We start from the raw sequence: 23,094 nt of genomic DNA on the forward strand, positions 1-23,094 counted from the left end.
TGCGGTGATCAAGAGGGCCTCACCGGTTGCGCGCCGCTTCGGCCTGCGCGCCGGGGCGGACGGGTCCGGCCGCCGGGTGCTGCCGGGGCAGTCCGGCCCCGCCGCCAGGTCCTGCCGGGGCAGTCCGGCCCCGCCGCCAGGTCCTGCCGGGGCAGTCCGGCCCCGCCACCGGGTCCTGCCGGGGCAGTCCGGCCCCGCCACCGGGTCCTGCCGGGGCAGTCCGGCCCCGCCGCCAGGTCCTGCCGGGGCAATCCGGCCCCGCCGCCAGGTCCTGCCGGGGCAGTCCGGCCCCGCCACCGGGTCCTGCCGGGGCAGTCCGGCCCCGCCGCCAGGTCCTGCCGGGGCAATCCGGCCCCGCCACCGGGTCCTGCCGGGGCAGTCCGGCCCCGCCGCCAGGTGCTGCCGGGGCGATCGGGTCCCGCCGCCGGGTTGTCCCGTCCGGCCGCCGGTGGTTCAGCGGCGTCTGCGTAGGGCGCGGACCGCCACGATGGCCGATGCCAGGGCGAGGGCCGCCGCGGGGGCCGCCCAGCGCAGCGGGGCCGGGGCCGTCACGGTCTGGGGCGCGGGCACGGGGGCGTACCGGCCCCGGGGCGGGGCGTGGTCCACCTCCTCGGCGCTGCGTCCGATCATGGTCCGTCGTGCGTGCGCCGCCTCGGCGATGTCGTCGTCCTCGTCGTCGTCTTCGTCGTCCACATCGTCCTCGTCGTCCGCGTCGTCCACGGGTGCGGGAGAGGTGGGCGGGGTATCGGCGCCGAAGGCGGAGGGGCGTTCGGGGGCCGGGGGTTCCTCGGTGAGACCGGGGTCGGTGGAGGCCTTCTCCTCGGCCTCCGCCCGTGCGTCTGCGTCACCCGCGTCCGTGACCGCCGCGGCCAGGTGCTCCGCGAAACGGTTCAGCAGCCGGGTGGCCGCCCCCTCCACCGCGTCCGCCGGGAGGTCCCTGATCCGTCCGTCCGCGGTGGCCGTGCCGTCGTACACGACCGTGCAGCCGCCCTCCGCCTCACGCAGGGTGATCCGCAGGACGAGCTCGACCGAGCCGCTGCCGCGCGACTCCTCCGCCTCGCCCTCGACGACGTACGCACCCTCGCGCCGGGACACCCGCAGGGCACCCCGGTAGGTGACGGAGTGGCTGCCGACGCGGATCTTCAGCCGCCCGGCGACGGGCTCGGCGCCGGCGTCCTGCTGGAGCCCGGGAACGGCCCGGGCGACCCGCGCGGGGTCGTCCAGCACCTCCCTCAGCCGCTCGGCCGGAACCGGAACGAACACCTCGTGCTCCATGTCGACGGACTCTACCCAGCACAGCGCGGAACGCACCCCCGGCTGAGGGATTCACCCCTCGATCCACCCCCACCAGGCGTATCCTCCCGGCCCGCCGGGCGGGTTCCACGAGGAGAGTCCCGCGAGGACGGCCCCGGCAGGGCGGGCACCCGAGGACGGCCCCGTCCCTCAGTAGCGCGGGTGCACCAGCGTCGATGCCGGCAATCCCGTGATCCGCGTCCTGCGCGCCGCCCGTTCCCCCGCGGCCAGGGACGCCTCCGTGAGGACTCGGGACCGCGGGCCGTCCGGGTCGAGCCGCAGTCGCGGGTCCGTGCGGGCGGCCAGGACGAAACCCCAGTCGCGGGGCGCCCGGGAGCGGTCGGCGGGGGTGCGGTCGGGCCCGGCCGCGACATCGGTGTGGCGGCCGCTCGTGCCGTACGGGGCGGTGCGGAAACCGGCCGCGCGCAGGGTCGCCTCGACCGTCCAGTACGCCCGGGGGCCGGACGTGACCGGCCCCGCGTGCACCACGAGCCGTCCGCCGGGGGCCAGTACGCGCCGCGCGAGGCCGTAGAACTCCTGCGAGTACAGCTTCGTGCTCGCGGTGATCCCCGGGTCAGGCAGGTCCGAGACGACCACGTCGTACGTCGCGGGATTCGCTCCGCGCAGCCGGCCGAAGGCGTCGTCGGTCGCCACGTGCACGCGCGGGTCGCCGAACACGTGCCGGTTGAGCTCGGACAGGGCCGGGTCGGTGCGGGCCAGGCGGATCACCTCGGCGTCGAGTTCGACGACGTCGACCCGGTCCACTCCGGGGTGGTGCAGCACCTCGCGCGCGGCCAGGCCGTCCCCGCCGCCCAGGATGAGCACGCGCGCGTGCGGTCCGCTCATCGCGGGGTGGACGAGGGCCTCGTGGTAACGCGGCTCGTCGCGTCCGCTGACCCGCAGCCGGCCGTCGAGGAACAGGTCGAGGGACCGCCCGCTCGTGCCGCCGGTGAGGACGACCTCCTGCACCTCGGTCCGCAGCGCCACGCGGACGTCGTCGCCGTACACCGCCTGCCGCGCGGCCCGTTCGAAGTCGTCGACGAGGACGGCGGCCGAGGCGAGGACCGCGAGGACGAGGGCGTTGCCGACCAGCAACAGCCAGCGGGCGCGCCGGGTCAGGTCCCGGCGGAACAGGCCGAGCACCAGCGCACCGCCGACGACCGCGTTGACCGCGCCGGTGAGCAGCGCGCCGGTCAACTGCCCGAGTAACGGCAGCAGGAGGAAGGGAAAGGCGAGACCGCCGACGAGGGCGCCGACGTAGTCGGCGGCGGACAGGTCGGCTACCGCGCCGCCCGCGTCCTGGCGGCGGATTCTCTGGATCATCTCCATCAGCAGCGGGACTTCGGCGCCGATGAGCAGTCCGGTGGCCAGGGAGAAGGCGACCAGCAGGCAGCGCGGCCCGTTGGCCCACATCCCGCCCCAGTCGCCGGTCCAGGCGAACACCGCGTACAGGGCCATCGCGCTGCACCCGCCGACGAGCGCGAGGGTGGCCTCGACGGCACCGAAGCCTGCCGCGGCGAGCGGGCGCAGCCGCTTCGCGGCGAGGGAGCCGATGCCCATGGCGAAGACCATGACGGAGAGCACTACGGACGCCTGCGTGACGGAATCACCCATCAAGTAGGAGGCGAGCGCGACCAGTTCCAGTTCGTACACGAGTCCGCAGGCCGCGCAGACGAACACGCCCGCGAGGACCAGGAACCGTCCGGTGCCGGGCCGTACGGGCAGTCGCGCCGGGCCGCCGGGGCCGCCCGGGGCGCTCCAGGGCGGCGGGCAACCGGGCGGGGCGGGCGCGTGCGGCTCGATCACGCTGCGACGTTACGTCACACCTCGACCGCGGTACGTCACCCACACGTGTGGTGCTGGTTTACCGGGGACGGGCATCGGTACGGGATGCGGTTCGCAGCACGCGGTGCGGCGGGCCGGGCGACAGCCGGGCAGCGGAGTGCCGAGGTAAGTCACCTTCGCGCCGGGGTCAGTTGACGAGCGCCGCAGCCGGCACGCGCACGCCCACCCTCGTGCGGGTCGCCACCAACTGCCCGTCCTGCGGATAGGCGTGCCAGGTCCGCCAGTGGACCTGGCCCTCGTGATGCTGGGCGAGCAGGGCCGTGAAGGCGTAGGGGCTGCCGGGGAAGACGCCGACGAGACCGTGCGGATGGTCGGAGACGAGGGCCAGCAACTCCTGGGCGCGGCCCGCGAAGGAGCCGGGCGAGAGGACCTCGACGCGGGCCGCGAACTCGTACTCCCAGTCGTTCACCCGCTTCGCGACGCCGAGCGGAAGCGGGGTGCTGCTGCCCGCGATGCACGCCACCGTCTCCGAGCAGATGCCCCGCTCCTCCTCCAGCAGGACCTGGTGGGACGCGCCGAGGAGCCGCAACTGCAGTTTGGTGCCCGCCAGTTCGAGGTCGAGCGCGGCCAGTGCGGGAAGCGGCTCGCGCCCCAGGGCCCACGCGAGATCGGCCGCGCGCGTGTCGGTGTAGGAGGTGTTCAGGGTCGTGAGCATGGATCGGCTCCGCAAGCACACAAGGAGAGGGAGTGGGGTCCGCTGCGCCCCGGTGGCACGGCACCGGGGGATGTCGGCCCGGGGCAGCCCGGTCGGCCGGTTTCGGGAAGGTGTCCGCAGATCGTCCGAGGGGCTGCGTCGGTGACTTAGAGGGAATCACGAACGATGGCGCCGCCACAGCGTTTTTACCCAAGTTCGTAGGGTTTCCATCCCTCAGAGGGCTCCACAGCTCAACTGTTCAACCACGGCGTGCGCCGGTGCCGGGGAGGCGTGCGCCGGTGCGCCGTGGCTCACGCCCGCAGCCGGGACGAAGGGGGTGCCCGGGATTCCGGCGAGATCCCGAAAGGGCCGTTCGGGACGCGAAGTTGCCCGAGTCGCACCAGGTCGGGCGCGAGTTGTCCTACAGACATGGGATGTTGCGGACAGCCGCGCGAAGCCACCCGACAGGAATTCGACGGATCGTCCGTCCGGGCACCGCTGCCCCCTGCCCCCCGGTCCCGTGCCCCCGGTCCCGTGCCCCTGGCTCCCCTGGCCCTCGGTCCCCGGCCCTCGGTCCCGTCCCCTGGCTCACCTGGCCGCAGGGCCCGCTGACCCCACCCCCCTGGCCGCAGGGCCCGCTCCCCCCTGACCGCAGCGTCCCGCCGCCCCCTCGGCATGACAACGCGGGGCCCGCCCCAGGTGCGGACCCCGCGTTCGGTGGATGCGGCTCCCCCGTCGTGAGGAGCGCCGGCGTCAGTCAGCTGCCTCCGCCGCCGCAGCCACCGCCACCACCCCCGCAGGACGACCCGCCTCCGCAGGACGAGCCGCCGCCGCAGGAGTGTCCGCCGTGGTGCCCGCCGCCGGACGAGCCGGAGTCTCCCCCGCCCGCCCACCAGCTGCCGCCGGCGCCGCTGCTGCTCGAACCGCTGGACGCCCACCCCCCGCGACGTGTCGCCCCCCGGGAACCGCCCCCACGGGCCTTGGAGACCAGCGCCCCGACCAGGACGACTCCGACCACCGCCAGGATGATGCCGACGATCATGGCGTCACCCTCCTTCCATGTCCCCCGAAGCGGCCCCCCGTGGGCGCCTCGCTCTTGCGTGAAGCGGTGATGCCCTCCCCGCTTCCGGCCCAACACAGAGTTGAGGAACTCCAGAGCTTCGGCGCAGGATGACCGGTATGACCTCCAGCGCGCGCCCCCTCCTGAACCGCCGGCTCGCCGAGTTCGGGACGACGATCTTCGCCGAGATGTCCGCCCTCGCACTGAGCACCGGCGCCATCAACCTCGGGCAGGGCTTCCCCGACACCGACGGTCCCGAGGAGGTCCGGGAGGCCGCCGTACGGGCGCTGCGGGACGGCCTCGGCAACCAGTACCCGCCGGGCCCCGGCGTCCCCGAGCTGCGCACCGCGGTCACCGCCCACCAGCAGCGCCGCTACGGCCTGGCCTGGGACCCCGACACGGAGGTCCTGGTCACCGCCGGCGCCACGGAGGCCATCGCCGCCGCCCTGCTGGCGCTGGTGGAGCCCGGCGACGAGGTGATCGCCTTCGAGCCGTACTACGACTCCTACGCCGCGTGCATCGCGATGGCCGGCGGGCGCCGGGTACCGGTCACGCTGCGCGCTCAGGAGGACGAGGGCCGGTTCCGTCTCGACCTCGACGAGCTGCGCGACGCCGTCACCGACCGCACCCGGCTGCTGCTGATCAACACCCCGCACAACCCCACCGGCACGGTCCTGACCCGCGAGGAGCTGGCCGCGGTCGCCGAGCTGGCGGTGGAGCGGGACCTGCTCGTGGTGACGGACGAGGTGTACGAGCACCTGGTCTTCGACGACGCCGAGCACGTGCCGCTGGCGACGTTCCCGGGGATGCGGGAGCGCACGGTCACCATTTCGAGCAGCGGGAAGACATTTTCGTTCACGGGCTGGAAGGTCGGCTGGGTGACGGCGGCCCCGGAGCTGGTCACGGCGGTCCGGTCGGCGAAGCAGTACCTGACGTACGTGTCCTCAGGGCCGTTCCAGTACGCGGTGGCCGAGGCGCTCGCCCTCCCGGACAGCTACTTCACCGCCTTCCGCGACGACATGCTCGCCAAGCGGGACCTACTGGCGGGCGGCCTGGCGGAGGCCGGTTTCGGGGTCTTCAAGCCGGCCGGCACCTACTTCATCACCACCGACATCCGCCCCCTGGGGGAGAGCGACGGCTTCGCCTTCTGCCGCGCGCTGCCGGAGCGCGCGGGAGTCGTCGCCATCCCGAACGCGGTCTTCTACGACCACCGGGAGGCGGGCGCGCCGTTCGTGCGGTTCGCGTTCTGCAAGCGGACAGAGGTACTTCAGGAGGCCGTGCAGCGCCTGAAGTCGTAGCTCGGGCCGCAGGGGCTCCGCCCGCCCAGGGGGGTGCCGCATGATCGGATGACAGGTTCTTCAAAGGTTCTTCATCACCTCCGGCCTACGGTCGGGAGGCCTGCCGCGCCCGCGGCCGGGCGCGACAGGAGGCGGGAGAACCGATGAGGACGAACCGGGTGCTGATGGCCGTGGTGACGGCGTCGGTCATGGCGATCACCCTGGCCGGCTGCGGGGACGAGGGCGACACCCCGAAGGTCCCGACCGCGGGCGGTGACAGGGCATCCGGCAAGACGACCGCGCCGAGTGGCGGCGACGACGTGGCCGCGTACGTCAACGCCCAGCGCGAGTGGGTGAATTGTCTGCGGAAGAACGGGGTCGACGCCCCCGACCCGGACGCCAAGGGGCAGGTCGACTTCGGCGACAACGCGGCGCTGAAGAAGAACACGAAGTTCCTGGACGCCTCCGAGAAGTGCGCCTCGCTCAAGGCGGCCGTCCCCGAGAGCCTTGAGAACGCCAACCAGCCCACGCTCTCCCCCGAGCAGATCAAGGTCAAGCGTGACTACGCCGACTGCATGCAGAAGAACGGCGCCCCCGACTTCCCCGATCCCGGCCCCGACGGGACCGCGCAGGGCTCCGAGTGGAACCAGACGTCGGCGGGAGCCAAGCGTGCCACCCGTGTCTGCGCTCCGATCATCGGTGACCCGGCGGACCAGCCCGCGGGCAAGGGCTGACGATGGCGGAGACGGTTGTGCAGGCCGATCACGAGCACGGGGCGGCTCCCGCGCCGCCGCCGCGCGGTCGGCGCGGACGCCGAACGGTCCTGGTGGCGTCGGCTCTGGTCGTCGTGGCGGCAGTCGCCGTGGTCGGTGCGCTGGGCCTCGGCGGAGGCGGGTCGCAGGCGGGCTCCTCCGCCCCGCCCCGCTCAGGCTCCACCGTCCCGGTCACCCGGACCACACTGACCGAACGCACCACGGTGGACGGCCAGTTGGGATACGGCACTGAGATACCGCTGCCCGTCAAGGCGACGGGCACCGTGACCTGGCTGCCCGCGGAGGGCACGACCGTGAAGCGCGGCGGCACTCTGCTGCGCGTCGACGACCGGCCGGTGGTGCTGCTGTACGGGACGCTGCCGATGTACCGGGAGCTGGGCCTGGCCGCGGGCACCCGGCAGAATTCCGGCCCCGCGGGGGACGCCGAGGGCTCGGGTGACCAGGGCCGCACGGACGAGACCTCCGGTGATCCGGACCCCTCCGGATCACCGGCCCCCTCCGGATCACCGACGCCGGGCGGCGCCGGGGCCGGAGGGACAGGGCGCACGCTGCGCGGCATGGACGTACTGCAGTTCGAGAGCAATCTCGCCGCTCTCGGCTACACCGGCTTCACCGTCGACGAGGAGTTCACCGACCTCACCGCCCGCGCGGTCAAGCGCTGGCAGAGATCCCTCGGACTTCCCCAGACCGGCACGGTCGGCATCGGGGACGTCGTCTACTCCGCCGGCAAGGTACGGATCGGCCACGCGGGTGTCCGGCTCGGCTCGCCCGCCACCGATGACGTCCTCACGTACACCGGTACGTCTCGGAAGGTCGTCGTCAACGCCTCGGCGGCGGAGGACTCCTGGGCCGTGCGCGGCGCCGCCGTCACGATCGGGCTGCCCGACGGGAAATCGGTGAAGGGCGAGGTGGCCTCGGTGGGGAAGAGCGCGACCGCGCCCGAGGGGGGAGGCGGGGAGGACGGCCCCGCGGCACCGACGGTTCCGGTGACCATCACCGTCAAGGACCAGAAGTCCGTGGGACGGCTGGAGAGCGCGCCGGTCACCGTCGAGTACGTGGGGCGGGAGCGGGCGGACGTCCTCACCGTCCCGGTCGCCGCGCTGGTCGCCCTGGCCGAGGGCGGCCACGGCCTGGAGACCGCGGACGGCCGGTTCGTCGCGGTGAAGACCGGGCTCTTCGCGGACGGCCGGGTGGAAGTGAGCGGAAGCGCGGTTCGCGAGGGCATGAACGTGAGGATCCCGGAGTGAGCGGAGCATCGGCGGTCGTGGAGTTCGACGCGGTCTCCAAGACGTACCCCGGTGGTGTGGCGGCGGTACGGGACGTGACCTTGCGCATCGGGCGCGGCGAACTCGTCGCGGTCGTCGGCCCGTCGGGCTCGGGCAAGTCCAGCATGCTGAACCTCATGGGCAGCCTCGATCGGCCCTCCGCCGGGCGGGTGCTGGTCGACGGCCACGACGTGGCGAAGCTGACGGACCGTGAGGTGTCGGCGCTGCGGGCCACCCGGATCGGCTTCGTCTTCCAGCAGTTCCATCTGGCGGTGGGGGTTCCCGTCCTGGACTCCGTGGCCGACGGGCTGCTGTACGCCGGAGTACCGCTGCGCCGCCGCCGGGCCGGCGCGGCGGCGGCGCTGGAACGGGTCGGCCTCAGCCACCGCGTCCACCACCTCCCGCACCAGTTGTCCGGCGGCGAGCGCCAGCGGGTGGCGGTGGCCCGGGCGGTGATCGGCGAACCGGCGGTCCTGCTGGCGGACGAGCCGACCGGCAACCTGGACTCCGCTTCGGGAGAGGCCGTACTCGGTCTGCTGCGCGAGCTGAACGCCGCCGGGACCACGGTCGTGATCATCACCCACGACCGGGAGATCGCGGCCGTGCTGCCCCGCCGTATCGAGATGCGCGACGGCCGCGTGGTGGCGGACACCGCGACCGATGCCGCGCCGGACGAGGCGGTCCGATGACCGACGTCACGACGAACGGCCCGCCCATGGACGACGCCCCCGCGACCCCGCCGTCCGGCCCCCGCAGGGGTGGCGGACGTGGCCGCGGACGGGCGGGCGACGACGCCGGTGGCGCGGGCGGCCGACTGCGGGCCGCCCGCCTCGGTCCTCAGGACATCGTGCGGCTCGGCGGGACCGGGCTGCGGACTCGTCCGCTGCGGATCTTCCTCTCCGCGCTCGGGATCGCGATCGGCGTCGCCGCCATGATCGCGGTGGTCGGAATCTCCGGCTCCGGCCGGGCGGAGGTGGACCGCCGACTCGACGCGCTCGGCACCAACCTGCTGCGGGTCGCCCCCGGCGACTCACTCGACGGCACGAAGGCCAAACTGCCCCACGAGGCCGTCGCGATGATCGGCCGTATCCCACCCGTGCAGCAGATCGCCGCCACCGGCGCCACCGACGCGCACATCTACCGCAATGAGCACATCGCCATCGGACGCACCGGCTCCCTCGAGGTCCTCGCGGCCGACAGGCACCTGCTCCCGGCCGTCGGCGGCCACGTCCGCCGGGGCCGCTGGCTGGATTCCGCGACCGAGCAGTACCCCGCGGTCGTGCTCGGCTCCACGGCCGCGGGCCGGCTCGACGTGTACACACCGGGGACCCGGGTCTGGCTCGGCGGCCGCTGGTTCTCCCTCGTCGGCGTCCTCGATCCCGTACCGCTCGCGCCGGAGCTCGACAGCGCGGCGCTGGTCGGCTGGCCGGCGGCCCGGACGTACCTGCGCTTCGACGGCCATCCGTCGACGGTCTACGTCCGCGCCGAGGACAGCCAGATCGCGGAGGTACGAGGCGTGCTGCCGGCCACGGCGTACCCCGAGAAACCGGGACAGGTCCGGATCTCCCGGCCCTCCGACGCGCTCGCCGCCCGCGAGGCCACCGAGTCGGCGCTCACCGGGCTGCTGCTCGGCCTCGGTGGCGTGGCGCTGCTCGTCGGTGGCGTCGGGGTCGGCAACACGATGGTCATCTCGGTGCTGGAGCGGCGCCCCGAGATCGGCCTGCGCCGGGCGCTGGGGGCGACCCGCGGCCAGATCCGGACCCAGTTCGTGACGGAGTCGCTGCTGCTGTCGCTCATCGGCGGCCTCGGCGGAACGGTGCTGGGGACGGTGATCACGGCGGTCTACGCCCTCAGCCGCGACTGGCCGACGGTCGTCCCGGTGTGGGCGAGTGCGGCGGGGATCGGCTGCACCCTGGTCATCGGCATGATCGCCGGACTGTATCCGGCGGTACGGGCGAGCCGGCTGTCACCGACGGAGGCCCTGTCCGGCTCCTGAGCGGCCCGTCCGTCGTACGAGTCAGGGGCGGCCTCGGCGAGACCGCCCCTGACGCACCATCAGTCCTGCTTGGCCGGCACTCTCGCGTAGATGCCGGCGGGCGTGCTAGAAGCCGCAGTAGACGAGACTGCCGCCGTCGCTCAGGAGGTCGTCGCGGACCCAGCCGGACGTACCGGTGGTGTCGTTCCGGAGGTACGTCCAGGTCTCATTGGTGTTGCCGATGCGCGTGTAGCAGTGGTAGTCGAGGCGGTGGGTGTTGTAGGCGATGCCGTTGCTGGCACAGCTGGTGCTGGATCCGCTTCTCTCGTTGGCGCCGTTGGCCGTCCTGTTCCAGGCGCTGCTGTCCATGTCGGAGGCGGTCCTGCCGCAGGACGCGGCCGCGGTGGCCGGGGTGGAGAGGGCGAGCGGGACGGCCATGGCCACCGCCGCCAGGGCGGGTACGACAGCTGCGATTCGACGCTTCACTTTTGAACCCCCATGAATGCGTTCTCGGTTGGCGCTGCTTCCCCAGACCGCTGGACGACACCTGAGCGAAACAGCGACCACAGCACCAATCGGTGCGCAAGTGGCGTCAGTACGATCACAGCCGAAAAGACACTGAAGAAATAATTCCGCCCTCAACCGTCCGATTAATGTCCATGAGAGACCGAAAACACCGGAAGAGGAAATGCGCCACTCCACAGTCGTTTCGGCCGGAAGCGCCCCCTTGACGAACATCCGAGTCCCGTTGGGCACAGACGTCCTGCCAGATGGGCGGGGTGGCGCGCGATGAGCTTCCGGCTTCGGGTACTCGGCCTGCTGATGCTGGTCGCGATGGCCGCCACCGCCGCCACCGGCTGGTTGACCCTGCGTCAGGCGAACCGCCAGGTCCAGGAGAGCGTCACCGCGGGACGGCAGGAGGTCTCCCGGATCACCGGCGACCTCCGCGCGTACGGGTTCGCGCACAGCACCTGGGAAGGCCTCTCGCCGACGGTGAGCCGCCTGGCCAAGGACACCGGCCAGCGCATCCGGGTCGCCACCGAGAACGACGTCCTGCTCGCCGATTCCGACGCGCTCGAGGGCCGTGCCCCCCGCCCGGTGAGCAACCAACCGCCCGTGCTGGTCGACCCGCGCCCCCTCCTGCGGATACCCGCGCGACAGCTACCGCGGACCTCGATGAAGCTGACGGCGACCGCGATCGCCCAGTACCGCGCCGAAGCCGTGTACGCGGCCTGCCTGACCCGGGCGGGGGCCGACGTGACGGTCCGGCCGGACGACACCGGCGTGCCGCGGATCAGCACGGAGCGCCGGACGGAACAGTGCGAGGAGCCGAAAGGCGAACCGGACCCGCAGACTCCGAAGGACCTCGAGGTGATTCGGACATGCGAGTCGGAGCAGCAGCTCACCACCTGCCTGCAGCGGGTGTTCAACGAGCGCGTGGGCTCCGCCGCCCCGCCACGCCTGGTGATCCGTCTCGGCGTCCGGGACGAGTCCCCGCCCGCCCTGGCCGCGGCACCCACGATGGCCGTCGCAGGGGGCGTCGCCCTCGCCGCCGTGCTCGGCGCCCTGCTCCTGAGCCGGGCGGTGCTGCGCCCGGTCCGTGCCATGACCCTGGCCGCCGGGGGGCTGGGCGAGGGAGACCTGGGGAGGCGGGTGCCCGTCTCCGGCCGGGACGAGATCGCCCAACTCGGCCGTGCCTTCAACCGGATGGCGGAGTCCATACAGGCCGGCGAGGAACGCCAGCGCCGCCTCACCGGTGACATCGCCCACGAGCTGCGCACCCCGCTGGCCAATCTGCGCGGCTATCTGGAGGCCCTGCGGGACGGCGTCGTCGAGCCGACCCCCGAGCTGCTCGACTCCCTCCACGAGGAGGCGCTGCTGCAGCAGCGGATCGTGGACGACCTCCAGGATCTCGCGCTGGCCGAGGCCGGTGCGCTCACTTACCACCGGGTGCGCGTCGACCTGCGCGAGCTCCTCGAAGCCGCCGGCACGGCTCACCGTGCGCAGGCCGACGCGGCAGGTGTCGCGCTGCGGCTGGAGGCGCCGCGATCTGTGGAGGTCGTCGCCGACGCCGACCGACTGCGCCAGGTGGTCGGCAATCTGGTCGGCAACGCGCTGAGGGCCACGGCACCGGGCGGCACGGTGACACTGGCGCTGGCCCGGCGCGGCGATCTCGCGTCCGTTCAGGTGCGGGACACCGGAAAGGGGATACCCGCCGAGGACCTGCCGCATCTCTTCGACCGCTTCTGGCGGGCGGACGCGGCACGGGGCCGCGCCACCGGTGGAAGTGGCCTGGGGCTGTCCATCGCCCGCCAGATCGTGACCGACCACCAGGGGACGATCGCCGTGGAGAGCACCGTCGGCGTCGGCACGGCCTTCACCGTCACGCTGGCCACGACCGGGCCGTCGGCCGACGCCGGCTGATCGACCCCGGTCAGGACCCCGCGCGCGCTCGGGTGGGCGCCGAGCCGTCCACCAGGCGGTATCCCCGGCCGTACACGGTTTCCAGGTGGCGCGGCCGGGCGGGGTCGTCCCCCAGCTTCCGGCGCAGGTTGCGCACATGGGCGTCCACCGTGCGCTCGAGTACGTCGCTGTCGAAGCCGAAGGCGCGCTCGATGATCCGGGCCCGGGTGAACACCCGCCCCGGCTCGCGGGCCAGAGCCTCCAGTATCGAGAACTCCTTGGAGGTCAGCGCCACCGGCCGGCCTGCCACCCGGACCTCGAAGCGGGCGGTGTCCAGCTCGACCGCGCCGACCCGCAGCACCTCGCTCCCGGCCGCGCCGGCTTTCCTGGAGCGCCGCAGCAGGGCCCGTACCCGTGCGGTGAGTTCGCGGGGACTGTACGGCTTGGTGAGGTAGTCGTCGGCCCCCAGGTCGAGGCCGAGGAGCATGTCCTCCTCGGTGCTGCGCGCGGTCAGCAGCAGAATCGGTACCTCGCAGGCCTCGGCACGCAGGATGCGGCATACGTCGAGTCCGTCGACGAGCGGCAGCATCACATCGAGAACGATGAGATCGGGCCCCGTCGAACGCGCCCGTTCCAGCGCTGCCCGGCCGTCGGCCACGACCTGCACGGCGTTTCCTTCCCGTTCCAGATAAATCCGGATGAGACGAGATTGTTTTTCGTCATCTTCGGCGATCAGGATGCGCGCGCTCAACGATTCTCCTCAGCGAGGCTCTGCACGATTCCGGCACCGGTGATATCAGCGCGCCTCCGGAATTCCCACCTCCGGAAATCCCCGGGCCGGCCGCACTCGCTGCACAGTACCGCGAGAGACGTACGTCTCGGCCGGCCCGTTCCAGCACGCGATCGCCGAGGCGCACTCGCTGCCCGAGTCGTAATTCACGGACTTCGATCACTGCTACAGGGGAGTCCTTCGTCGGCGGGTGTCCGCCCCGGGCTGGGGATCGCCAGATCGCTCACCGGCTCAGCCGGCCGCACGCAGAGGCTCTTCGGTGAGGCGGTCCCGGCAGCTTCGGCAGTGTCCGGGCTCCTCGGCGCGGAAGGCGCGCTCGCAGCCGTCACAGGTCTGGAAGGGCAGCACGACCGGGCGCCCCACGTCAGACGGAAGTGGCGCAGGGGGCGGCACCGGCAGCGGGGTTTCGCGGAGGCGGAAGGCCAGGACGCTTGCCGGGCGGGCCCGGAAGCGGTCCGGGAGCCGTAGGGTCAGCAACTCCGTGATCTCCCGCGGCCCCACACCGGCCTCCAGCCACTCGGCGACGGCCGGTGCCAGTCGGGCGGCCTCCTGTGCGGAGAGGACGAGTCGGGGGTCGACCCGGCGCAGGGAGGTCAGTACGGCGACGGCCTCGGGGGCCGCGTCGGCGAGTACGGGCACCGCGCTTCCGAGCTCCTCCAGACCGGGCCCGAGCACCGCGCTTCCGGGCTCCTCGACACCGGGAGCGGGGACCGTGTCCCGTCTGGGCGTCTCCCGGACGGCAGTCCGGGCCCGGCGCGGCTTCGGCGGCTCAGGCGGGTCCTCCGGGGCGTCGCCGCCGGGGACGTCGTAGAAGTATGTGCGGGTGCGGACCTGGCCGGTGGGCATGCGCTCACGGCGGCGTTCCAGGTATCCGGCCGCTTCGAGCTCCCTGAGCGCTCGCGAGATGAGGATTTCGCCCTCGCTGAAGTGCTCGCACAGGGCGGTGATGGTGACGGAGGAGCCGTCGGGCAGGGAGGCGATGTACGCCGCGACGCCGATCGTGACCGCGCTGCCGCGCCGCTGGGCGAGGGCGTTGGAGATCACGGTGAAGTCGGCGGTCAGCCGGGTGCGTACATGGATCACGCCGGAGGTCGGAACTCCGGCGTCGGCGCGCAGGCGCGCGTTAGACTGCGAGTCATCCATCGGGAAGGCGTTCACTTCCTGATCGGTCAGGCCCTCGATCGGGATTGCAGTCCCGGCCGGGGGCCGTATCTGTTTGCGGTTGTCGCGGTGAACGTAACGGCCCGTTACCCGCCGCTGCAAGCCGGTCACTCGGACGGGTGACGCCCGCCTTCCGGCGTCGGGAGGGAGGGTGGGCGGGTAGTTCTTTCCCCCGGTTCTTTCAGGAGGTCAGCGGCCCGCCGGACTCTCGTGGGCAAGGGCCCGGTGAGCCCGCAAGGCGGACGGCGACCGGAATCCGGTTCCCTCGGGAACGGTCGCGCCCGGCCTTCACCCCGCAAAAAGCAGACGGCGCGTACAGCGCGTACCCGTTCGTACGCGCCGACGCGCCGCAGGGGCCCCGGCGGGGGACCTACTCGTCGTCCTCGGGCTTCTCCGCCTCGTTGATCTCCTCTTCGAGACCGAGCTGCTCGACGAGCCACTTGTCGAACTCGATCGCCGCGCGCACCCAGCTGACGGTCGAGGAGACGAAGTGCTCCAGGCTGACGCCCATGCCGATCAGCATCTGGGCCTCGCCGATCAGGCGGACCGTGCCGTCGTCGTGGGTGTGGCTGTAGACCTTGGGCCACAGGGTCCGGCGGTTCCAGTCGTCGATCGACTCCAGGATCTGCGGCTTGGCCTCGATCTCGTGGGGCCGGTCGTAGAACGTCCGCACGGAGAAGACCTGCTGGTCTCCCTCTCCCCGGAACATGAAGTAGGTGCGGAACTGCTCCCACGGCGCCGCGAGGTCTCCCTCGTCGTCGACGACGTACTTGAGCTCCATCTGGTCGAGGAGCTGCTTCACGAGGTCCTGATCCGGGACGACGGGGCCGGCCGGGCCGCCGGGCTGCGGCTCGGGCTGGCCCCCGAAGTTCGGAATCGAGGACGGGTCGATGGTCACCGTGAATTTCCCTTCGTACGGATTCCGCCATCCTCCCCCATGCGGGGAGGGGGGTGGCAAGCCCCGACAGAGCCTGTCAGCCCAGGGCTGACACGATCCGGTCAACTGCAACCTCCGGGTACCCGCAACCGTCCTCCTGAGCAGCCGACGAAGGGGGCTGTGCACATGCGGGCAGCGGACAGAGGTCATACCCGGTGGGGCATCGTCCTGCCGTTCCTGGCACTGCCGGTGGTGGTCCTCGGCGTGCTGATCACCGGCCTCTTCCTGTGGGCCTGGTCGGACGACGACGAGCCTCTCGACGACGCCCGCAGGGGCGCGGCGGCGACGGTCCCCTGCACCGAGGCCCTGGCCTTCGGCGCCGCCGAGCGCCCCGCGCACGCCCGCGCCCACGACTGCACCGTGCAGCGGGGCATCGACACCTCGTATTCGGCGGTGTTGCGGATGCCCCGCGAGGACGTCCGCGACTGGCTGCGCGAGACCTACCCGGACGCCCCTGCGCCCCGCACGGGCGGCGGCGCCTGCGGGGCGCTCTGCCTCGACGTGACCCACGAGAACGGTCTCCCCGGCACGGCGGAGGCGCACGTGGTGCGGGTGAGGGTGGAGCACGAGAACGCCGAGACCGCGCTGGTGCGCTTCTCGGCGTTCACGATGTGACCGGGGACGGTCCTACAGCGTCTTGCCCGTGGCCGGTCCGACCAGGAGCCCGTCCTCGAAGCGGTCCACCCGGACCGTGTCGCCGTCCTTGATCTCCCCGGACAGGATCTCCTTGGCGAGCCGGTCGCCGATGGCGGACTGCACGAGGCGGCGCAGCGGCCGGGCGCCGTACGCCGGGTCCATGCCCTCCTCCGCGAGCCAGGCCAGGGCCTCGGGCGTGATGTCGAGGGTAAGCCGCCGCTCGGCGAGCCGCTTGGCCAGGCGCTCCAGCTGGAGCTTCGCGATGCGCTCCAGCTCGGGCTTGGTCAGCGCCGAGAAGACGACCAGGTCGTCCAGGCGGTTGAGGAACTCCGGCTTGAAGGAGCTGCGCACCACCTCCAGCACCTGCTCCTTCTTCTCCGTCTCGCTGGTCAGCGGGTCGACCAGGAACTGGCTGCCCAGGTTCGACGTCAGCACCAGGATCGTGTTGCGGAAGTCGACCGTGCGGCCCTGGCCGTCCGTCAGGCGCCCGTCGTCCAGCACCTGGAGCAGGATGTCGAAGACCTCGGGGTGCGCCTTCTCCACCTCGTCCAGCAGGACGACGGAGTACGGCCGCCTGCGTACGGCCTCGGTGAGCTGGCCGCCCTCCTCGTAGCCGACGTAACCGGGCGGGGCGCCGACGAGGCGGGCCACGCTGTGCTTCTCGCTGTACTCCGACATGTCGATGCGGACCATCGCCCGCTCGTCGTCGAAGAGGAAGTCGGCGAGGGCCTTGGCCAGTTCGGTCTTGCCGACGCCGGTCGGGCCGAGGAAGAGGAAGGAGCCGGTGGGCCGGTCCGGGTCGGCGATCCCGGCGCGGGAGCGCCGTACGGCGTCGGAGACGGCCCGCACGGCCTCGGTCTGGCCGATGAGCCGCTTGCCCAGCTCGTCCTCCATGCGCAGCAGCTTCTGCGTCTCACCCTCCATCAGCCGCCCGGCGGGGATGCCGGTCCAGGCGGCGACGACGTCGGCGATGTCGTCGGAGCCCACCTCCTCCTTGACCATGGTGTCCTTCGCGACCTCCTCCTCGGCCTCCGAGGCGGCCTCCAACTCCTTCTCCAGGGCCGGGATCTCGCCGTAGAGGAGCTTGGAGGCGGTGTCGAAGTCGCCGTCGCGCTGGGCGCGTTCGGCCTGGCCGCGGATCTCGTCGAGGCGTTCCTTCAGCTCACCGACGCGGTTGAGGGACTGCTTCTCCTTCTCCCAGCGGGCGGTGAGGCCGCGCAGCTCCTCCTCCTTGTCGGCGAGGTCGCGCCGCAGCTTCTCCAGGCGCTCGCGGGAGGCGGCGTCGGTCTCCTTGCCGATCGCCAGCTCCTCCATCTTGAGCCGGTCGACGGCGCGCTGGAGTTCGTCGATCTCGACGGGCGAGGAGTCGATCTCCATGCGCAGCCGGGAGGCCGCCTCGTCGACGAGGTCGATGGCCTTGTCGGGCAGGAAGCGGGAGGTGATGTACCGGTCGGAGAGCGACGCGGCGGCGACGAGCGCGCTGTCGGCGATCTGCACCTTGTGGTGGGCCTCGTAGCGGCCCTTGAGCCCGCGCAGGATCGCGATCGAATCCTCGACGGTCGGCTCGGCGACCAGCACCTGCTGGAAGCGCCGCTCCAGGGCGGGGTCCTTCTCGATGCGCTCGCGGTACTCGTCGAGAGTGGTGGCACCGACCATGCGCAGCTCACCGCGGGCCAGCATGGGCTTCAGCATGTTCCCGGCGTCCATGGCGGAGTCGCCGCCCGCGCCGGCCCCCACGACGGTGTGCAGCTCGTCGATGAAGGTGATGATCTGCCCGTCGGAGTCCTTGATCTCGGCGAGGACGGTCTTGAGCCGCTCCTCGAACTCGCCCCGGTACTTGGCGCCCGCGACCATGGCTCCCAGGTCGAGTGCGACGAGCCGCTTGTCCTTCAGCGACTCGGGCACGTCGCCCTTCACGATCCGCTGGGCGAGGCCCTCGACGACGGCGGTCTTGCCGACGCCGGGTTCACCGATGAGCACGGGGTTGTTCTTGGTCCGGCGCGACAGCACCTGCACGACCCGCCGGATCTCCTGGTCCCGCCCGATGACGGGGTCGAGCCTGCCCTCCCGCGCGGCGGCGGTGAAGTCGGTCCCGAACTTCTCCAGGGCCTTGTACTGCCCCTCGGGGTCGGCCGTGGTCACGCGTCGTTGTCCTCGCGTCTTCTGGAAGGCGGCCTGGAGCTTCTTGGCGTCGGCCCCCTGCTTCGACAGCACCTCGCCGGCCGCGCCGCCCTTCGCGGCGAGGGCGATGAGGAGGTGCTCGGTGGAGAGGTACTCGTCGCCCAGGTCCTTGGCGCGGGCCTGCGCGTCGGCGACGACGGCGAGCATCTCGCGGTTGGGCTGGGGCGGCGCGACGGTCGACCCGGTCACGCTCGGCAGCCCGGCGAGCACGCGCTCGGCTCCGGAGCGTACGGCGGCCTGGTCGGCGTCGACCGCGGCGAGCAGGTCGGTGATGTTCTCGTTTTCCTGTCCCTGGAGCAGCGCGAGCAGCAGATGGGCAGGGGTGAGGTCGGCGTGTCCCTCGGTCACGGCCCGGTTGCTGGCAGCGTTGATCGCGTCCCGGCTCCGGTTGGTCAGCTCGGCGTCCACGTTCGCGTTCTCCTCCTTGCACTGACCCGAACGGCTTGCACAAAGTTGAGTCTAGTGCACTCAAGGACGGTTCCGGGAGGATCGGGGGTCTAAGTTCCGGGGGCATGGCGACCAAGTACTCCGTGGACCCCGGCGCTCCGGACCCGTCGTATCTCGATTTCTGGCGGGAGCGGCACCTGTGCACCCTGACGACTCCCCGCCCGGACGGCACTCCGCATCTGGTACCCGTCGGGGTCACATACGATCCCGAGGCCCGTCTGGCTCGGGTGATCACCAACAAGGCGAGCGCGAAGGTGCGGTACGTACGGGCCGCCGGGGAGCAGGGGGCGGCCGTGGCCGTCTGCCAGGTGGAGGGCCGCCGCTGGGCGACGCTGGAGGGCCGGGCCTTCGTCCACGAGGAGCGGGACCGGGTCGCCGAGGCGGAGCGGCGCTACGCGGAGCGCTACGGCAGGACCCCGTCACCGAACCCGTCACGCGTGGTGATCGAGATTCACCTGACCCGGGCGATGGGGCGAGGTTGACCGAAGTGAATATCCACACCGGTGATCGATTGGATCCGGCCACCGCCGGATCATGCCGATACCCGGAAATATCCCTGAAAACTGCAGCGGCGTCACCGTGTTCAGGTCACGGTGACGCCGCTGCGGGGGGAAGCACCTGAGCGATCTGTTACGACGGGGGAATCGCGTCAGGCACTGCGGGGGGTGGCAGAGATGGTCCTCGGGACGGGAGCGTCGGCCTCCACCTGCCGGTGGTCCCGTTGGTCCAGGTTCACAAAGATCATTCCGTACCGTACGGCACATCGCACTGGCTGCGGCGCCCCCCGAGGCCGCCGCAGACACCGGTAAGCCCGTACGTCCTCGTCGTCGTCCCGCGTGACGACCACCGGCTCGCCGAAAACGGTCACCATCAACGAGTCACCGCTGTGGGGGATGGCGGTGACCAGGTCGATGAAGTGCCAGCCGGAGCGGTAGGCGGTGGCCATTTCACGGCGGAAGGAGCGGTCGTCGGGTGGAGTGGTCACGTCAGCTCCCCGCCCCGCCGGCGCCGGGGCTCGGCCACTGGGTGTTGTCCGTAGCTGCTGCGACGCTCGCAACCGCCGCCGGCCACTGCGTGTTCGCCCGGGTTTCGCGCTCCTCATCGGAGAAGCCACTCAGTGCACCGAGGGCTACAACGGCGGAGAAGGCGGCGACAAGCACCGAGCGAAGCATTTTGTTACGCATAGTCGGCTTCGTCCTCACTTGAAGGTCCCCTTTTCCCCCGTCGAGTACGACGATGGCTCATTCGGGCACGTCATGGCCACACAATCGATGCATCATGTTCCTGCATGTTCAGGACCCTGGGGGGTGGAGATTTGGGCGCTAATCGGACTAAGGGTGCGCATACCCACCCGATTACCGAGCTGTGTGAAGCAGGGAGTCGTCTCTATACCACAGCTCTGCGCACCGGACGGGTGGCGCGCGCTGAGGTGGAGTCAGCTCCCTGCCTCGTCGAACTCGCTCTCCTGCACCCCGATCCCGACGATCCGGCCTGGCTGCGCCCGGTGCCCCCGGCGCTCGCGCTGGCACAGCATCTGCACCCCCTCGAGCGGGAGATCACCGAACGCAGGCGTCTGTCCGTACAGCTCGCGGACACCTTCGAGCCGTTCATGGCGATGGGCATGCAGGCGACGGCCACCAGCGACTCCATCACCGTGCTGGAGGGCGGGGAGCGCATCAACGCGGCGCTCAACCTCGCCACCGCCCAGTGCCGGACGGAGCTTTTGACCGTGCAGCCCAGTGACCGTGTCTCCGAACGGAGCCTGCTGCGAAGCCTGGAGCGGGACAAGCCCCTCATCGATCGTGGCGTGAAGGTCCGGAGCCTGTACCAGCACACCGCTCGTTACAACCCGGAGAAGCTGGCCTACGTCGCCCGCCTCTCCGAAGGGAAGGTCGAGTACCGCACCATCGACGAGCTGGTCGAGCGCTTGATCATCTGCGACGAGACCGTCGCGTTCATCCCGGCACGCGACGACCAGCAGGTGGCTCTGGAACTGCGTCATCCCGGGCTCGTCCGCTACCTGATCAAGGTCTTCGAGTACCTCTGGGACCGCGCGGTTCCGATGAGCACCGGCGCGCCCTACGAGGTGGCGTCCGACGGCATCACCGAGATCCAGCACTCCATAGCCAAGCTCCTGGTGGAGGGCCACGTGGACGAGGCCATCGCACGCCGCCTCGGCATGAACGTCCGCACCTGCCGTGCCCATATCGCCAAGCTGGCGTCGGCCCTGGGCAGCGGCAGTCGAGCCCAACTCGGGTACCTCATCGCGCGGTCCGGGATGCTCAAGCAGGACGACGGAACCGGAGGAAGTCCCGAGTGACGTCCGTGCCACACCCGGAGCACGGCTCGGAGGAAGTGTGCCCCGGCGGGGCGGGGCTGTACGAACAGGCCCTGCGTGAAGGCCATGTGACGGCCGATGCCGCCCGAGCCGCGCCGTGTCTCATGGACTTCGGCCTGCTGCAACCCGCCGTCGACGACCTTCATCGGCTGGAGCCCGTCGCGCCGGCCGTCGCCCTCCACCGGCTGCTGCGGACCTCCGGCGAACGGATCGCCCAGGAACGCCGGCGGGAGGAACGGCTGGCCGCCGCCTTCGAACCGCTTATGGACCTCGAAGGGCACCGCGCGGTCGCGGACGCCACCCCGACACTCCGGCTCCTCAGCGGAAAGGGCCGGATCAACGAGGCCCTCACGAAGGCCCTGGCGGACGCGTCCCGGGAGTTGCTCACGATCCAGCCGCGCACCGGCCTGCCCAGGGAACAAGTCGCAGCGGCCTACGCCGTCGCCATCCGCCGCGACCAGGCGCTGCTGGACCGCGGCGGCCGTATCCGCACCCTCTACCCGCACACCCTGCGGCACTCCCCCACGACCGTCGCCTACCACGACCGGCTCTCGGGAGACATCGAGGCGCGGGCGCTGGACGAGATCACCGACCGGCTCATCATCGTCGACCGGGAGGTCGCGTTCATCCCCGCCGACGGCAACGGCGTGGCCCTGGAGATCCGCCACCCCGCCATCGTCGGATACATGGCCACCACCTTCGACCGGCTCTGGCGCCTCGCCACACCGGTCTTCCCCGAAGCCGCCCCCCAGCCCTCCCACGACGGCATCACCCCCCGCCAGCACGCCATAGCCGCCCTCCTCGTCGAAGGCCACACCGACGCCGTCATCGCCGACCGGCTGGGGATGAACATCCGTACCGCACGCGTGCACATCGCCAAGCTGGCGGCGACGCTGGGGAGCCGGAGCAGGGCGCAGCTCGGTTACCTCATCGGGCGGTCCGGGATCCTGGATCGGGCACGCTGAGGGACGGGGACGCGGCCGAGGGGGGCGGGCCGTCCAGGCCCGCCTGGGCGATGCGCACGCCGAGCTGGGTACGGCTGGCCGCCCCCAGCGTCTCCGAGAGCCGCGCGATGTGCGCCCGGCAGGTCCGGACGCTTATGCCCAGCCGTTCCGCGATGACGGCGTCCTGATGCCCCTCCGCCAGCAGCGCCGCGATCGACCGCTCCCGGTGGGAGATGCCCTCGATGCCCGTATCGGGGAGCGGGGCCGTGAGGGGGATGGCGAGGCGCCACAGCCGTTCGAAGACCGTGACGAGGTACTCGACGATCGCCGGGTGCCGTAGTTCGAGGGCCATGGTGCGGTCGGAGTTGGCGGGGATGAACGCCACCGTCCGGTCGAAGAGGATCAGCCGGTCGATCACCTCGTCCAGTGTGCGCGCCTCCACCGCGTCGCCCATCAGCTCCAGGTAGTTCAGCAACCCCTGCCCGTGCCGGGCGACATGGGTGTACAGGTCCCGCATCCGCACGCCCCGGCCGCGCAGCGCCAGCGCCCGGTGCAGCCCCTCGGAGAGCTCCGCCTCGCGGCGGATGCCGCCGGGCTGCACCGTGAGGACCTCGGCCGTGCACGCCTGGGTCGCCTCGTCCATCGCCGCCTGGATCCGGGCGAGCCCGTCCAGGACCCGGATCGCCGGGCCCTCCGCCGCCGGCGCGGCCGGCCGCACCCGGTGGCCCAGCCCCGCGTACCGCTCGACGGCCGCGACGGCCGAACCCACCCGCCGCCGGCTCGCGCTGACCTCGTCGTACATCCCGCGCAGCAGCCGGGTCATGACCTCCTGCGGGGAGGTCGGCACCAGCCAGTCCATGTCGTCGGGGTCCGGGTGCAGCAGGGCGAGTTCCAGCAGGCAGGGCACCGGCTCCGCGTCCCGGCGCGGCACCCGGCCGCGCCGTACGGCCCGGGAATACACGCGATCCCCGGTCTCGCACAGCCGGTCGGCACCATGGGGATGCTCATCCGCCCCGTGCCCGGCCATCGCCCATCCCACCCCCGGTATCGCCGCCTTTCCGCAGCGCAACTATGCGCGGACCGGACGTGCTCCGCAACACGGCTCCCCGCACGACGACCGCCGGAAGCCACCGGT

At 72.0% G+C, this 23,094-nt stretch carries 21 protein-coding genes; 10 read left to right on the plus strand and 11 right to left on the minus strand.

The window, feature by feature from the left end:
* Positions 1-453: 453 nt before the first annotated feature.
* The 4 genes from ABTX60_RS08045 to ABTX60_RS08060 all read right to left on the minus strand — a co-directional run bounded on the left by ABTX60_RS08045 (position 454) and on the right by ABTX60_RS08060 (position 4,814).
* Positions 454-1,275 (minus strand): SRPBCC domain-containing protein, encoded by an 822-nt coding sequence (locus ABTX60_RS08045; protein WP_352096233.1) that lies wholly within the window; start codon positions 1,273-1,275, stop codon positions 454-456.
* A gap of 168 nt (positions 1,276-1,443) precedes the next feature.
* Positions 1,444-3,099, minus strand: coding sequence for a polyamine aminopropyltransferase (locus tag ABTX60_RS08050; protein WP_352096234.1), 1,656 nt, complete (start codon positions 3,097-3,099; stop codon positions 1,444-1,446).
* A gap of 166 nt (positions 3,100-3,265) precedes the next feature.
* The gene (locus tag ABTX60_RS08055; protein ID WP_352096235.1) at positions 3,266-3,793 is read right to left on the minus strand and encodes a DUF2617 family protein; all 528 of its coding nucleotides are present in this window, start codon (positions 3,791-3,793) and stop codon (positions 3,266-3,268) included.
* 736 nt (positions 3,794-4,529) lie between these two features.
* Entirely contained in the window at positions 4,530-4,814 is a 285-nt protein-coding gene (locus ABTX60_RS08060) for a hypothetical protein (RefSeq protein ID WP_352096236.1), read from the minus strand.
* 128 nt (positions 4,815-4,942) lie between these two features.
* On the opposite strand from ABTX60_RS08060, the gene ABTX60_RS08065 reads away from it, so the two are divergent.
* From ABTX60_RS08065 to ABTX60_RS08085, 5 genes are all read left to right on the plus strand, one after another.
* The gene (locus ABTX60_RS08065) at positions 4,943-6,130 is read left to right on the plus strand and encodes a pyridoxal phosphate-dependent aminotransferase (RefSeq protein WP_352096237.1); all 1,188 of its coding nucleotides are present in this window, start codon (positions 4,943-4,945) and stop codon (positions 6,128-6,130) included.
* Between the two features lie 143 nt (positions 6,131-6,273).
* Entirely contained in the window at positions 6,274-6,843 is a 570-nt protein-coding gene (locus ABTX60_RS08070; protein ID WP_352096238.1) for a hypothetical protein, read from the plus strand.
* Positions 6,844-6,845: 2 nt separating this feature from the next.
* A complete protein-coding gene (locus tag ABTX60_RS08075) occupies positions 6,846-8,129 on the plus strand; it encodes a peptidoglycan-binding protein (protein WP_352096239.1) in 1,284 nt (427 codons plus the stop codon).
* On the plus strand, positions 8,126-8,836 hold the full coding sequence (locus ABTX60_RS08080) for an ABC transporter ATP-binding protein (protein WP_352096240.1): 711 nt from the start codon (positions 8,126-8,128) through the stop codon (positions 8,834-8,836). Before ABTX60_RS08075 ends, ABTX60_RS08080 begins: the two co-directional genes overlap by 4 nt.
* Positions 8,833-10,143 (plus strand): ABC transporter permease, encoded by a 1,311-nt coding sequence (locus tag ABTX60_RS08085; protein WP_352096241.1) that lies wholly within the window; start codon positions 8,833-8,835, stop codon positions 10,141-10,143. Before ABTX60_RS08080 ends, ABTX60_RS08085 begins: the two co-directional genes overlap by 4 nt.
* Before the next feature lie 105 nt (positions 10,144-10,248).
* Here the strand turns inward: ABTX60_RS08085 and ABTX60_RS08090 are convergent, their stop codons facing one another.
* Positions 10,249-10,608 carry an SH3 domain-containing protein gene (locus ABTX60_RS08090; protein WP_352096242.1) on the minus strand — a complete coding sequence of 120 codons (360 nt, stop codon included), beginning with the start codon at positions 10,606-10,608 and terminating at the stop codon, positions 10,249-10,251.
* 303 nt (positions 10,609-10,911) lie between these two features.
* On the opposite strand from ABTX60_RS08090, the gene ABTX60_RS08095 reads away from it, so the two are divergent.
* On the plus strand, positions 10,912-12,546 hold the full coding sequence (locus tag ABTX60_RS08095; RefSeq protein ID WP_352096243.1) for an ATP-binding protein: 1,635 nt from the start codon (positions 10,912-10,914) through the stop codon (positions 12,544-12,546).
* A gap of 10 nt (positions 12,547-12,556) precedes the next feature.
* On the opposite strand, the gene ABTX60_RS08100 is transcribed toward ABTX60_RS08095, so the two are convergent.
* From ABTX60_RS08100 to ABTX60_RS08110, 3 genes are all read right to left on the minus strand, one after another.
* Entirely contained in the window at positions 12,557-13,276 is a 720-nt protein-coding gene (locus tag ABTX60_RS08100) for a response regulator transcription factor (RefSeq protein WP_352096244.1), read from the minus strand.
* Positions 13,277-13,546: 270 nt separating this feature from the next.
* Positions 13,547-14,458: a hypothetical protein gene (locus tag ABTX60_RS08105; RefSeq protein ID WP_352096245.1), complete on the minus strand. Its 912-nt coding sequence runs from the start codon at positions 14,456-14,458 to the stop codon at positions 13,547-13,549.
* Positions 14,459-14,846: 388 nt separating this feature from the next.
* Positions 14,847-15,374 carry a YbjN domain-containing protein gene (locus tag ABTX60_RS08110; RefSeq protein ID WP_053670429.1) on the minus strand — a complete coding sequence of 176 codons (528 nt, stop codon included), beginning with the start codon at positions 15,372-15,374 and terminating at the stop codon, positions 14,847-14,849.
* Between the two features lie 165 nt (positions 15,375-15,539).
* Here ABTX60_RS08110 and ABTX60_RS08115 point away from each other — a divergent pair, with 165 nt between their 5' ends.
* Positions 15,540-16,028: a hypothetical protein gene (locus ABTX60_RS08115; RefSeq protein WP_352096246.1), complete on the plus strand. Its 489-nt coding sequence runs from the start codon at positions 15,540-15,542 to the stop codon at positions 16,026-16,028.
* 12 nt (positions 16,029-16,040) lie between these two features.
* On the opposite strand, the gene clpB is transcribed toward ABTX60_RS08115, so the two are convergent.
* Positions 16,041-18,638 (minus strand): ATP-dependent chaperone ClpB, encoded by a 2,598-nt coding sequence (gene clpB, locus ABTX60_RS08120; RefSeq protein WP_352096247.1) that lies wholly within the window; start codon positions 18,636-18,638, stop codon positions 16,041-16,043.
* A gap of 104 nt (positions 18,639-18,742) precedes the next feature.
* Here clpB and ABTX60_RS08125 point away from each other — a divergent pair, with 104 nt between their 5' ends.
* Complete coding sequence (locus ABTX60_RS08125) at positions 18,743-19,159, plus strand: pyridoxamine 5'-phosphate oxidase family protein (RefSeq protein WP_352096248.1); 417 nt, start codon at positions 18,743-18,745, stop codon at positions 19,157-19,159.
* A gap of 167 nt (positions 19,160-19,326) precedes the next feature.
* On the opposite strand, the gene ABTX60_RS08130 is transcribed toward ABTX60_RS08125, so the two are convergent.
* Positions 19,327-19,623 (minus strand): (2Fe-2S)-binding protein, encoded by a 297-nt coding sequence (locus ABTX60_RS08130; RefSeq protein ID WP_352096468.1) that lies wholly within the window; start codon positions 19,621-19,623, stop codon positions 19,327-19,329.
* 342 nt (positions 19,624-19,965) lie between these two features.
* On the opposite strand from ABTX60_RS08130, the gene ABTX60_RS08135 reads away from it, so the two are divergent.
* The gene (locus ABTX60_RS08135) at positions 19,966-20,997 is read left to right on the plus strand and encodes a helix-turn-helix transcriptional regulator (RefSeq protein ID WP_352096249.1); all 1,032 of its coding nucleotides are present in this window, start codon (positions 19,966-19,968) and stop codon (positions 20,995-20,997) included.
* Entirely contained in the window at positions 20,994-21,980 is a 987-nt protein-coding gene (locus ABTX60_RS08140) for a helix-turn-helix transcriptional regulator (RefSeq protein ID WP_352096250.1), read from the plus strand. Before ABTX60_RS08135 ends, ABTX60_RS08140 begins: the two co-directional genes overlap by 4 nt.
* Here ABTX60_RS08140 and ABTX60_RS08145 read toward each other — a convergent pair.
* On the minus strand, positions 21,943-22,986 hold the full coding sequence (locus ABTX60_RS08145; RefSeq protein WP_352096251.1) for a helix-turn-helix transcriptional regulator: 1,044 nt from the start codon (positions 22,984-22,986) through the stop codon (positions 21,943-21,945). The genes ABTX60_RS08140 and ABTX60_RS08145 overlap by 38 nt on opposite strands.
* Positions 22,987-23,094 lie beyond the last annotated feature (108 nt).

Origin of the sequence: Streptomyces sp. NPDC126510, from assembly GCF_040302345.1 — a bacterium.
Lineage (GTDB): Bacteria > Actinomycetota > Actinomycetes > Streptomycetales > Streptomycetaceae > Streptomyces.